Origin of the sequence: Pseudonocardia sp. HH130630-07 (assembly GCF_001698125.1) — a bacterium.
Lineage (GTDB): Bacteria > Actinomycetota > Actinomycetes > Mycobacteriales > Pseudonocardiaceae > Pseudonocardia.
Window position 1 is genome coordinate 3,564,121 of sequence record NZ_CP013854.1, and the last position, 12,794, is coordinate 3,576,914.

Annotated in this window: 7 protein-coding genes and 1 pseudogene; 6 read left to right on the forward strand and 2 right to left on the reverse strand. The window is 73.0% G+C overall.

Features of this window, described 5'->3' with window-relative positions:
• Nucleotides 1-390: 390 nt before the first annotated feature.
• Entirely contained in the window at nucleotides 391-1,482 is a 1,092-nt protein-coding gene (locus tag AFB00_RS34935; protein ID WP_250637533.1) for an AfsR/SARP family transcriptional regulator, read from the reverse strand.
• Between AFB00_RS34935 and AFB00_RS32005 the strand changes: the two are divergent.
• From AFB00_RS32005 to AFB00_RS17045, 4 genes and pseudogenes are all read left to right on the forward strand, one after another.
• Nucleotides 1,364-2,261: pseudogene (locus tag AFB00_RS32005) on the forward strand (IS5 family transposase). The gene AFB00_RS34935 and the pseudogene AFB00_RS32005 sit on opposite strands and share 119 nt — an antisense overlap.
• A 130-nt stretch (nucleotides 2,262-2,391) precedes the next feature.
• Nucleotides 2,392-4,149 (forward strand): ABC transporter ATP-binding protein, encoded by a 1,758-nt coding sequence (locus tag AFB00_RS17035; RefSeq protein ID WP_197519563.1) that lies wholly within the window; start codon nucleotides 2,392-2,394, stop codon nucleotides 4,147-4,149.
• Entirely contained in the window at nucleotides 4,146-5,861 is a 1,716-nt protein-coding gene (locus AFB00_RS17040; RefSeq protein WP_068798058.1) for an ABC transporter ATP-binding protein, read from the forward strand. Before AFB00_RS17035 ends, AFB00_RS17040 begins: the two co-directional genes overlap by 4 nt.
• Nucleotides 5,854-6,828, forward strand: a complete 975-nt coding sequence (locus AFB00_RS17045) for an ABC transporter substrate-binding protein (RefSeq protein ID WP_083275589.1) — start codon at nucleotides 5,854-5,856, stop codon at nucleotides 6,826-6,828. The genes AFB00_RS17040 and AFB00_RS17045 overlap by 8 nt, the downstream gene beginning before the upstream one ends.
• A gap of 54 nt (nucleotides 6,829-6,882) precedes the next feature.
• On the opposite strand, the gene AFB00_RS17050 is transcribed toward AFB00_RS17045, so the two are convergent.
• A complete protein-coding gene (locus tag AFB00_RS17050; RefSeq protein ID WP_068798060.1) occupies nucleotides 6,883-7,695 on the reverse strand; it encodes a class I SAM-dependent methyltransferase in 813 nt (270 codons plus the stop codon).
• Nucleotides 7,696-7,837: 142 nt separating this feature from the next.
• Between AFB00_RS17050 and AFB00_RS17055 the strand changes: the two genes are divergently transcribed.
• Together AFB00_RS17055 and AFB00_RS17060 are read left to right on the forward strand one after the other, a co-directional pair.
• Nucleotides 7,838-11,317 carry a non-ribosomal peptide synthetase gene (locus AFB00_RS17055; protein WP_068798061.1) on the forward strand — a complete coding sequence of 1,160 codons (3,480 nt, stop codon included), beginning with the start codon at nucleotides 7,838-7,840 and terminating at the stop codon, nucleotides 11,315-11,317.
• Nucleotides 11,314-12,681, forward strand: coding sequence for a condensation domain-containing protein (locus AFB00_RS17060; RefSeq protein WP_068798062.1), 1,368 nt, complete (start codon nucleotides 11,314-11,316; stop codon nucleotides 12,679-12,681). Before AFB00_RS17055 ends, AFB00_RS17060 begins: the two co-directional genes overlap by 4 nt.
• The last annotated feature ends 113 nt before the right edge of the window (nucleotides 12,682-12,794 follow it).

Genomic DNA, 12,794 nt, shown 5'->3' on the forward strand with positions numbered 1-12,794 from the left:
GGTGTGGTTCCGATGCAGTCGGTCCGATGTGGCCGACTCGGTCCGATGTGCGTCTGTCGTCGATCCCGAGGGCACTGCAACCGGAGGCGGTACCCGCGATCTCATCGACGCCGTAACTTCTCCGCTCCGGTCGATCACGACGGATGATCTCGAAGACAAGACGAGTACGGATCTTTTTACTGCGGCGAGGTCTCGCGGAGTCAGCGACGACGACGGGCGCCTGGCTGACGCTCTCGGTCGCCTCTGGCTTCTCCGGATGGTCCGGTTTCGCCCAAGCGATTCTGGGGATCAGGGGCGCCTGTGGTCGCAATGTAGCTGGGCAGAGATTGATGCAGTGCTCAATCATGTGAACGGAGTCGACTGGCAGCTTTGATCGTCCGCCGTGCTCGGTCAGGGCTGGAGGGCGGCGGTGAGCAGTTCGCGGGTCCGCGGGTCGGGTTCGGCGTCGATCGCCTCCAGCTCGACGCGGAGCAGGTCGTAGACCGCTTCGGCGTGGTCGAGGTGGCCGGCTCGAAGGTGAAGGGTGATCAGTGTGCGGGCGATGGCCTCGTTGCGGGGTTCCATCGTGCGGGCCCGGTCCAGGAGCTGAACGGCGGCCCGGTCGTCTCCGCGTTCGACGTCGAGCGCCACCAGTTCGTTGATGATCTCCAAGAACTTGCGCCGGGTGGTCTCGCGCAGGCTGTGCGCCCAGAGTCCGGGTAGGTCAGCGGCGTACAGATCACGATAGGAGCCGACGACCTTTCGCAGCTGGATGCGACGCCGCTCGGGTGCGTGGTCGGTGCAGGGGTCCGCGGTCGCCTGCAGGGCCCAGAGGTCGGCGGTGACGGTGCTCGGGTCCAGCGTCCAGCGGTCACCGGTGCCGATGATCTCGGCGGTGCGCTCGTCGCCTGTGGTGTCGATCAGCGTCTTGCGTAGACGGCTCAACGCCGAATGCAACGTCGTCTCCGGAGTCAGGGACTGGCTGTCGGGGCACAAGGTGGCCACGAGGTAGTCGCGGGTGGCGCCCTTGGGGTGTGCGGCCAGACAGGCCAGCAGCTCGCGGGCCAGGCGCGGGATGCGGGAGATGACCAGCGGCCCCGTCTGGCGGCCGGACGAGGCTTGGGTGGCGTCGGGGGGACGGTAGGTCAGCTCGACCGGTCCGAGTACCGATAGGTAGAGCGGCGTGTGCGGATCGTCCCGTTCGGGCTCGCGGTCCGGCGGTGCGGTCGCCTCGGTGCCGGTGCCGGTGCCGGTGCCGGTGTCGTGCTGTGTGCTGTGGTCGGTGCTGGTTGCGGGTGTCCTGGTGGGGGTGTGGGCCGGGGTGAGGGTCGCGGCTAGGGCGTGTCTCCCAGATAGGCGGAGCGGGGTGCGCGATGCTTGATCGGTGCCGCGTACCGCTGTCCTGACTGATGCCCAGTGGGCCCGTCTGGCGCCGCTGTTGCCCTCCTCCGAGGGTCGTCGCGGGCGCCCGTTCCGCGATGACCGCCGGGTGCTCGAGGGGATCATCTACCGGTATCGGTGCGGGCTTCCCTGGCGCGACGTCCCAGCCGAGTTCGGGCCGTGGCAGACGTTGTGGAAGCGGCACCGCCGCTACAGCGGCGACGGCACCTGGGACCACATCCTGGCTGCTCTTCTGGTCGAGGCCGACGCCGCCGAGGTGCTCGGGTGGGCGGTCAGCGTGGACTCCACGATCATCCGTGCCCACCAGCACGCCGCGACCCTCAAGCGCGACACAGGGGGCCGGATCGAACTACACGAATCTGCTCGCCGAACCAGCAGATCACGCGCTGGGACGGTCCCGCGGAGGGCTGTCGACGAAGATCCACCAGCTCGTTGACGGGCACGGCCGCCCGCTGGTGGTCCTCCTCGGCCCCGGCCAGGGCGGCGACTCGCCAATGTTTCCGCACCTGATGGCGCACCTGAGCATCGCCCGACCGGGCCCGGGACGACCCCGGACCCGGCCTGAACGCGTGCGCGCGGACAAGGCCTACTCCTCACGCGCGATCCGCCGGCACCTGCGCGAGCGCCGGATCATCGCTGTCATTCCGGAGCCCTCTGACCAGCAGGGACACCGCAAACGACGGGGCTCACGCGGTGGCCGACCGCCCGCATTCGATCCGGTCGACTACCGAAACCGCAACGTCGTCGAGTGCGGGTTCTGCCACGTCAAGCAGTGGCGCGGGCTGGCCACCCGTTACGACAAGCTCGCCCTGACCTTCCGCGGCGGCGCCGTCCTGAAGGCGATCGTCACCTGGCTCCGCGCATTGGGAGACACACCCTAGTCCGGCTCTGTGGGGCAGCTCTGCGCTCGTCGGCCAGCGAGCGCCGCTGAGCGGACCGGAGATCGTGCTCATCTTATTGCGAATCAGATTCACCAATCAGTAAGGTTCACCTGACTTCATGGAGGTGGACGTGCTCGGACGGATCGTGCAGCAATGGCGTGCTGCTCGAGTGGTGCGGACCCAGGGTTTCGACCCGGCCGCGTTCCAACAGCTCACCGCGGGGGTGGGTCGTCATCTGCGGGCCGCAGCCTGGCTGCAGGGGGTGGCGACGGCGGTACTGTTGGGGCCCTACGTTGGCATCTGGCTGATCGCGAGCGAGGTGCTTTCAGGGGGGCAGGAGGTCTGGCCGTGGGTGGGGCTCGTCGCGGGGTTCGCGGTGCTGGGGTTCCTGCTGCGGTTGGGCGCGTATGCGTTGTCCCACACCGCGGAGGTCACCGTGGCACCGGATGTGCGACTGCGCATCGCCGACCACCTCAGCCGGGTTCCGCTCGGGTGGTTCACCGCCGGGGCGAGTAGTCGCACGGCGCTCTCCGCGATGCGGGGCGATGTGGAGGACCTCCACGCGGCGATCGCCCACGGTAGGTTGGACGTGGTGGGAGCGGTCGTCGGGCCGGTCCTCGCGGTGGGGTGGCTGCTGGTCCTGGATTGGCGGCTGGCCGTGTTGCTGCTGGTGATGCCCGCGCTCTCGACCCTGCTGATGACGCGGGCGCTGTCCGGGGCGACCGAGGTCATGCGTGCGGTGCCCGCAGCGATCGGTGCCCTGACCACTTCGGTGGCGCGGATGGTCCGCGACGTCGGGACGCTGCGGGTCGTCGGCAGGCGCGCCGACGAGCCCGTCCTAGAGGCAGTGGATCGCCTGCACGCGGCGCTGAGCACCGCGGTGCGGTTGCAGGAAGTCCGCGGGGGGCGGGCGAACGCGCTGGTGACACCGGTGCTTACGCTCGCTCTCGTACTCGCCGCGGGTGCCGGGCTGATCGCGCTTGGCTCGTTGAGGCCGGTGGACCTCCTGCCCTTCCTGCTGCTCGCGGTGTCGGTCGCCGGGGTGACGCGGATCCCGGAGACCATGCTGGCGCTGCGCACCGGGTACGCCGCCGCGACCCGCCTGCAGGCACTGCTCGCCGTCCCAGCGCTGCCGGCGCCGACGACGCCCACCGCGGTCGACGGTGCCCGGCTCGAGTTCCGGGACGTGACTTTCGGCCACGACCCGGACCGGCCGGTGCTGCACGGCATCGACCTGGTCTGCGAGCCCGGCACGGTGACCGCGCTGGTCGGGCCGTCCGGCGCGGGGAAGTCGACGGTCGCCGCGCTGGCGGGTCGGTTCTGGGACGCCACCTCCGGTGCGGTTCTCGTCGGTGGGGTCGACGTCCGTGAGGCGGCCGATCTCTACTGCACCGTGGGCTTCGTGCTCCAGGACTCCGCCGTGCCCCGCACCTCACTGCGGGACGCCATCCGGCTGGGGCGCCCCTCAGCGACGGACGCCGAGGTGGAGGCGGCCGCCCGCGCGGGGCGGATCCACGACCGCATCCTCGAGACGCCGCGGGGCTACGACACCGTCGTCGGCGAGGAGGTGCGGCTCTCCGGTGGCGAGCGGCAACGGATCGCGATCGCCCGGCTGCTGCTCACCGATCCGCAGGTGCTCGTCCTGGACGAGGCGACCGCGCACCTAGACCCGGAGTCTGAGGCGCAGATCCTCGCCGCGCTGGCGGAGCTCGCCGCGGGTCGCACGGTGCTGATGGTCGCCCACCGACTGGCGACGATCGTCGGCGCACAGCAGATCTGTGTGCTCGACGGCGGTCGAATCGTGCAGCGCGGCACCCACGACGAGCTGCTGCGGGAGAGCGGGACCTACCGGGACCTCTGGGAGGCGCACGAGGGGGTGGCGGCGTGATCCGCGCGCTGCTGGCGACGCTCGACCCGCGCACCGCCCGGCTCAACCGGGTCCAACTGGTGCGGATCGCGGTGTTCGCCGGATGCGAAGGGCTCGCCTACGGGCTGACGTTGCCGCTGATCGCGGCTCTGGTCCGCGGCGAGCTGGCGGGCCGGTGGTTGCTCGGGGTGGTGCTGGCGACCGTCACGACGATGCTCGCCCGGCAGTGGCAGATCCGCGGCGGTGTGGACACCGCGCTCGCCACCATCCCGGCCCTGCAGAGCAGGCTCGCCCGGCACGTGGCGTCCCTGCCCGTCGGCTGGTTCACCCCGACCCGCACCGGGAGCCTGCCGCAGACCCTGTCCTGGGGCGCGATCACCGCCGGGCGCGGTGTGCCGTACTCGCTGATCGCGATGGTCGGGGGCGTGGTCACACCGGCGGTCGTGCTGATCTCGGCGGCCCTGGTCGACTGGCGGCCGGCGCTGGTGATGCTCGTCGCGGTGCCGGTGCTGTGGCTCGTCCACGGCCGCACGAGTGCGGCGCTGGACCGGCTGGAGGCACGGACGCACGCTGCGGGCGCGGAGGCGACGGCACGGGTCGTCGAGTTCGCCGACACCCAGGCCACCCTGCGCGCGGCGGGCCGCGAGGGGCTCGGTGCGGCGCTGCTGCGCGACGCCCTGGACGAGCAGTATGCGGCGGCCCGGGCGGACGTCGGGCGCGAGATCCTCGCGCGGGCCGGTTTCGGGGTCGCCGTGAATCTGGTCGTCGCGGCCGTGGTGGCGGTGATCGGGTGGGTCCTGCTGCGCGATCCGTCCGCCACGGCGGTGCTCGTGGCGCTGCTGGTGCTGACCATCCGCTTCTCCGAGCCGATCGCGGGTCTCGGGGACGCCGCCCGTGGCATGCGCCAGGGCCGCACCGCGCTACGGCGGATCACGGAGCTCCTCGCCGAGCCGGCGCTCGCCGAGCCCGCGGAGCCACGCACCCTGCCGAGCGGTCCGCTGTCGGTGGAGTTCGACCAGGTCCGCCACCAGGTGCTCGACCTGTCGCTGACGGTGCCCGCCGGCTCGACGGTGGCCCTGATCGGAGCGTCGGGGGCAGGCAAGTCGACGGCGTTGTCGCTGGTCGCGCGGTTCGCGGACCCGGAGGCGGGCAGCGTGCGGCTCGGCGGGATCGACCTGCGCGAGCTGCGTGCGGCCGAGCTCTACGGCTCGCTCGGCGTGGTGCTGCAGGAGGTCGTGCTGCTCGACGGCACGATCCGGGAGAATCTGCTGCTCGGCGGCGGTGACCCGGCGCGGCTGGACGAGGTCGCCGCGCTCACCGGGGTCGACGAGGTCGTCGGGCGGCTCGGGTGGGACGCGCCGGTCGGCGAGGGGGGACAGGGGCTCTCCGGCGGGGAGCGCCAGCGGATCGCGCTCGCCCGGACGGTGCTCGCGGACCCGCCGGTCGTGCTGCTCGACGAGGCCACCTCGGCACTCGATCCCGTGAACGAGCGGATGGTCGGACGGACGATCGCGGCGCTGAGCGGGCGGCGGACGTTGCTCGTCGTCGCCCACCGGTTGTCGACGATCGCCGGTGCCGACCGCATCGTCGTGCTGGACCGTGGCCGGATCGTCGAGCAGGGGGCGCACGCGGAGCTGCTCGCCGGCGGCGGGCTGTACGCGCGCATGTGGAGGAATCGGACCGCTGCACAGGGTCTGCGGCCGGTCGGAGCTCTGGAGGAGGACCATGCGTAGGGGACGGCTGGTCGCGGCGTTCGCCGTGGCCGCAGCAGTGCTGGCCGGGTGCGGTGGAGCGGCAGGGGGAGGAGGAAGTGCTCCCACCGAGGTGGGCGGTGCCTTTCCGCGCACGATAACCCACGGCCAGGGCACGGCGGTGATCCCGGCCGCGCCGCAGCGGGTCGTCGTGCTGGGGATGGCCGACACCCAGATCGCCGCGGCCCTGGGCACGACGATCGTGGGCGCGACCACGAACCCGTCGAGTGCGGACGGGGCCTGGCCCGGGGTGTCCCCGCAGATCCCGGCCGAGATCCGCACCCTGGACTCGATCACGCCGAATCTCGAGGCGCTCGCGTCGCTGCGCCCGGACCTGATCCTCATGACCAGTGCCCAGTCGGGGTTCTACGCCGCCTACCCGCGGATCTCCGCGATAGCGCCGACCATCTCCTACCAGAAGGGGATGCTGCTGGACTCCGGCGCGGACGTCACCCGCATCATCGGGAAGGCGCTGGGCAAGGACGCCGAGGCGGACGCGCTCGTCACCCGCTCGGTCGAGCAGCTGACGCAGTACAAGGCCGAGCATCCCGCTGTGGAGGGCACGACATACACGTTCGGCCAGTACGCGGCGGGCACCACCTACCTGGTCATCGCGCAGGACGGGCCGACCGCGCAGCTGTTCGACGCGATCGGGGTGCGGCAGCCCGCCGGGATCGCCTCGTTGCCGATCTGGCAGGCGGGGATGGCGCAGGTGGCGCCCGAGAACCTCGGTGTGCTCGACGAGGCCGACGTGGCGTTCATCGGAGCAACCGACGGTGGGGCGGCCTTCGCCGCGCAACCGCTGGTCGCCGACCTGGACCTCACCCGGGCCGGTCGCCTGAACTTTCTGACCGCGGACGAGGCCAGCTTGCTGCTGCAGCCGAACCCGGCCACCACCGGGGCGGTCCTGGAACTCGTCGCACCGAAGCTGGAGAAGGCCCGGACCTGATCAGGGTCGGGCGAGAGCCGATGCCCGGGCCGACCACGGCCCGGGCATCCTGCGTCACGGGGTCAGTGTGTCCCGGGCCCCGGGTCGCCGCGCTACCAGCCGGGCGTCGCCGGGGTCCGTCCGTCCGGTCGCGACGGCGTGCCGCAGCCCCTCGTCGATGAAGGCGTCCACGTCCGCACCGAGCACCTCGGCCTGCTCGGCGAACCCGGTGCACCGCAGCTTGCGGTGCACCAGGCCCAGATCGGGCGGCCCGGCGGGCGCCGGCCACAGGTCGGTGTCGACGACGGTCGGGACGAGCCCGGCCCCCTCGACGATCCGGCGTACCCGGGAGATCGGGTGCTGCCGGTTGCGCAGGGGCGCGGCGGTGAGCCGTCCGCGCCAGTGATCCCGTGCCGCCACCTCCCTGAAGGCGTCGATCACGTCACCGCCCGGCGCGTCGGGCCGGCTGTGGCTCCACTGCAGCACGAGCGCGCCGCCGGGGCGGACCGCGGCGGCCATCGTCGTCACGGCGTGGTCGAGGTCGGTCAGCCAGTGCAGCACCCATGAGCAGTGCACCACGTCGTAGGCACCCGGCTCGAGCACGTGGTGGTCGGCATCCTGGTGACTCACGGTCACATCGAGTCCCCGGCAGGCGTGCGCGGTGGCGTCGACCATCGAGCGGGAGGCGTCGGAGGCGTCGACGTGGATCCCGCGGCCCGCCAGCGTGCGGGCCACCTCGCCGGTGCCGCAGCCGACGTCGGCCAGCCGCCCCCCGGTCGTGGGCAGCGTGTCCTCGACGAGGTCCAGCGCTGCGAGCGCGCTTGTGACCTGGTTGCTGTTGACCTGTGCGTAGTCCTCGGCTCGCCACGCGGTGAGATCGGTGGTCATGGGCGCTCCTGTCCTCGGGCTGCCGGGGTCGTGGACGGGGGAAGGGTGGGAGTCGCGCACACAAGGTCACGCTCCGCGATCGTTTGACAACCCGATCGGCCGACCTTAGCGTTGCCTTACCTTATCGTGAAAGGGGTTCACAGTGTCCGACGACGACCGGCTGTCACGCGCCGAGATCCGCGCCCTGGTCGCGGAGCAGCTGGGTGTGGGTCCGGAGGAGATCGCCGACGACGACAATCTCGTCGAGTTCGGTGTGCACTCGCTGCGGATGATGAAGCTGGCATCGGCGTGGCGCAGGCGGGGCTACGAGGTGACGTTCGGCGACCTCGCGCAGGTGCCGTCGGTCCGGGGCTGGCACGAGCTGCTGAGCGGACGAGCGACGGTCGCGGAGCCGGCCCCGGCGGTGGAGCGGTCGACCCCGGACGACCCGACGTTCCCGCTCGCGACCATGCAGCACGCCTACTGGGTGGGGCGCACCGACGAGCAGGAACTCGGCGGTGTCGCCGCCCACCTCTACGCCGAGTTCGACGGCGTCGGTGTCGAGCCGGATCGGCTGCGGCACGCCGTCGGCCGGCTGGTCGAGCGCCACCCGATGCTGCGCAGCCGGTTCCTCGACAACGGCCGTCAGGAGGTCCTCGACCGGCCCGGGGTCGAGGTCTTCGCGGTCGTGGACCTGCGGGAGGAGGACCCGGACACCGTGGCCGCACGGCTTGCCGAGCTCCGGCACACGAAGTCCCACCAGCGGATGCGGGCCGACCGCGGGCACGTGTTCGACGTGACCCTGACCCGGTGCCCCGGCGGACGGACCCGGCTGCACGTGGACGTCGACATGCTCGCGGCGGACGCGCTGAGCTACCGCACCCTGCTCGCCGACCTCGCGACCTTCTACGCGGGGGACACCCTGCCCGAGCTGGGCTACGACTACCGCTCCTACCTCGGCGACCACGACCGGGCCGCCGCCGTGTCCCGCGAGCGGGAGCGGGCGTGGTGGCTGGAGCGGTTGCCGGACCTGCCTGCGCCGCCGGAACTGCCGCTCGTGCCGGAGGGTGAGCGGGCCGATCCGCTGCTCACGGTCCGCTACGCGCACCCTCTGGGGGCGGCGTCGAAGCAGCGCCTGCTCGCCCGGGCCCGCGAGCACGGCGTCACCCCGGCCGTGGTCCTCGCCTCGGTCTTCGCCGAGGTGGTCGGCCGGTGGTCGCGCACCCCGCGCTTCCTGCTCAACGTGCCGTTGTTCGACCGCGAGCCCCTGCACCCCGACGTAGACCTGCTCGTCGGTGACTTCTCCAGCTCGATCATGGCCGACGTCGACGTCAGTGCTCCCGGCGAGTCGCTCGTCGACCGCGCCCGGCGGATGCAGTCACGGCTGCACACCGCCGCCGCACACGCGGCGCTGCCCGGTCTCGATGTGCTGCGCGAGCTCGGCCGCTTCCGCGGTGAGCCGCTGCTGGCTCCGGTCGTCTACACGAGCGGTCTGGACCTCGGCGAGCTGTTCCGCGACACGGTCTCCTCCACCTTCGGCACCCCGGTCCACATCATCTCCCAGGGCCCCCAGGTCGTGCTCGACGCGCAGTGCGTCGAGCTGGACGGCGGGCTGCTGGTCAACTGGGACGTGCGCGAGCATGCCTTCCCTGACGGCGTGATGGCGGCGATGTACGCCCGCCACCGGGAGCTCGTCGAGGGCCTCCTGGCGGACGACCCCGATGCCTGGACCCGGCCGCTGGACGACGGTCTGCCCGCGGGCCAGCGCGATGGCCGGGCGGTCCTCGACGGCCCGTCGGTGCCGCAGAGCGGCCGACGGCTGCACGACGGCCTTCTCGCGACGGCTGAGCGCGAGCCCGAGCGCCCCGCCCTGCTCGACGCCGAGGGCGCGGTCACGACCTACGGCGAGCTGCGCGAGCGGGGTCTGCGGATCGCCGGCGCGCTGGCGGCCCGGGGAGTGGGCCGCGGGGACACCGTGTCCCTGCAGCTGCCCAAGGGGCCCGACCAGGTCGCCGCCGTGCTCGGGGTGTTCCTGGCGGGCGCCGCCTATGTCCCGGTCGGCGCGGACCAGCCCGCCGCTCGTCGCGACCGCATCCAGGCCGCGGGTGCCGTGCGGCTCGCGCTGGTCGCCGACGACCTGCTCGACGACCAGCGCGTCCCGGCGCTCGGGTTCGCCGCGGCGCTCACCGCGGATCCTTCGCCCGAGCCGGTGGCGACCACCGCCGCGGACCTCGCCTATGTGCTGTTCACCTCGGGATCGACCGGCGAACCGAAGGGTGTCGAGATCCCGCACTCCGCAGCGGTCAACACCGTGGAGCGGTGCAACGAGCTCTTCGACGTCGGCCCGGACGACCGGTCCCTCGGGCTGTCCTCGCTGGAGTTCGACCTGTCCGTGCAGGACGTGTGGGGGCCGCTGTCGGTCGGCGGCTCGGTCGTGGTGCCGCAGGAGCGGGACCGTCGTGACGGCCAGCGGGCCGCGGCCCTCCTGCGCGCCCACGGGGTCACCCAGCTCTACTGTGTGCCCGCGCTGCTCGACATGCTCCTCGCCGCCGGCGAGGAGCACGGCCTCGGCGACCGGCTGCGCACTGTGATCGTCGGTGGTGACTGGGTGGGGGTCGACCTGCCGCGCAGGCTCCGTGCGCTCGTCCCCCGCGCCCGCTTCGCGGGGCTCGGCGGCGCGACCGAGACCGCGATCCACCACACCGTCTGCGAGGTCGGTCCGCAGGTTCCCGACGACTGGGCGGCCGTCCCGTTCGGCGTCCCCTTCGGGAACGTCGCGGCCCGGGTCGTCGACGAGGCGGGCCGGGACTGCCCGGACTGGGTGGCGGGCGAGCTCTGGATCGCCGGCGCCGGGTTGGCCCGCGGCTACCGTGGCGACCCGGACCGGACCGCGGAGCGGTTCGTTGAGCACGCCGGGCGGCGCTGGTACCGCACCGGCGACCTGGTCCGGTTCCGGCCCGAGGGCCAGGTCGAGTTCCTCGGCCGCTGCGACGACCAGGTGAAGATCCGCGGCTACCGGATCGAGCCGGGCGAGGTCGAGGCCGCGCTGCGTGCGGTACCGGGCGTCCGCGCCGCGGTCGTCGAGGTCGTGGGGGAACGCACCTGTTCGCTGGCCGCCGCGGTGACCGTCGAACCCGGCACCGACCTGCCGGTCGACAGGCTGCGCGAGACGGCGGGGGAGTCCCTACCGCCTTACATGGTCCCGCGCACCGTGGTCGTGCTCGACGCGCTGCCGCTAACCGGTAACGGCAAGATCGACCGACGCGCGGTGCGCCGGGCACTGCTCGGCAGCGACACCGCGCCCGACCACGTCGCGCCCGAGGGTGACCTCGAGACCGCGCTCGCCGAGATCGTCGGCGAGGTGCTCGGGGTACCGGAGGTCGGGGCGGAGACCGACTTCTTCGCCCTCGGCGGGGATTCCGTGCTCGGGACGCTCGCCGTGGCCCGGATCCGAGAATGGCTCGACACCTCCGACGTGGCGGTGGGTGACCTCTACACGGGCAGACACGTCCGAGGGCTGGCGGCGCGGCTGTCCGCCCGGCAGCGCACCCCGGGCCGGCTCGAACAGGTCGCCGCAGTGTTCCTGGAGGTCTCCCGGATGTCGGACGCGGATGTCCACGCCGACGCCGTCGGCGGGTCGTGACCGTCGCCGACGCGCGTCGGCGGCTGTTCGCCGACCGGCTGCGCCGCGTCGGGCTGGCCCGCTCCGAGGAGGAGCGGACCGGCCCGGGGGTGGACCGGGACCACGCGCTGCCGTCGTTCGCCCAGCTGCACGCCTGGCGACATCAGCAGCAGGTCCCGGGCAGCGTCGCCAACAACCTCGGGGTGCGCTTCACCCTGCGCGGCGACCTCGATGAGCGGGCCCTCGCCACAGCCCTGGACACGCTCTCTGCGCGACACGAGGTCCTCCGTACGACCTTCCACTCCGGCACGGAGCCGTGGGTCAGGGTGCACGACGCGCTGCCCGTACCCGTCGAACGGCTCGCCGTCTCGGACCCGGACGAGGTCCCGGGGCTGCTTGCCCGACGCACCGCGGTGCCGTTCGACCTCGCCGTCGGTCCGCCGTGGCGGATCGTGCTCGTCCGGAGCCGACCCTACGAGTGGGAGCTCCTGCTGGTCGTGCAGCACCTCCTGTGGGACGGGCCGACCTTCGCCGTGTTCTGCAGCGACCTGGGCACGGCCTACCGCGCGGCCCTGACGGGGGCCGAGCCGGACGGCGAGCCGCCGGGGCGGTCGCTCGTCGAGATCGCCGCCGAGGAACGTGCCGGGTGGCGTGGACGGCCGACCGCGGACGAGGACCGGCGCTACTGGACGGATCGGCTCACCCCGGCGCCCGCCTTGGGCGGGGAGCCGGTGGGGGAGCGCGGCGCGCGGACCGACCGCAGGCTGGGGGCGGTCACCCCGGAGCGGCTGCGGGCCGCGGCGCGGGCGGCCGGGGTGACGCCGTTCGCGGTGGCGATCTCCTGCTGGGCGCAGGTGTGGGGCGCCCACACCGGCACCGACGACGTCGCTGTCGGCACGCTCGCGGTGCGACGTGGGCCGGAGGAGGCCGCCCTGATGGGGAACTTCGCCAACCCGGTCACGCTGCGGCTGGACCTGTCCGACGGGGCGGACGCCGCCACCCGGTTGCGGCGGGCCGCGGACGAGTGCGCCGCCGCCCTCGCCCACGCCGACCTGCCGTTCCTGCCGCTGGCGGAGGAGCTCGCCGGGCACGACGGCACCGGCTCGGTCCCGTTCTTCGACAGCATCGTCGTGTTCCTCGCGGGTGACCTGGAGGGACCGCGGCTGCCGGGGCTCGCGGTCGACTGGGCGCGCGTCGACCACGGTGGTGTGCAGTTCCCGCTGGTCCCGGTGGGGGTGGAGATCTTCGTCCGCGCCGCGGGGATCGACGTCCAGCTGACCCGCGACCGTGACCGTGTCACCGGCGAGCAGGCCGGGAGGCTGCTCGACCGTCTCGACGACGCGCTGCGCGACACCGTCGAGGCCCTGGTGGAGCAGACCTCGTGACGTGCGACCCGGTCCGCGTCGGCCCGGGGACGACCCGCGCCGGGCGGCTCCGGGCGCCGTGCACCACCCACTCCCACACCCGGCGACGAACGGCCCCGACGGACATCCGTCCC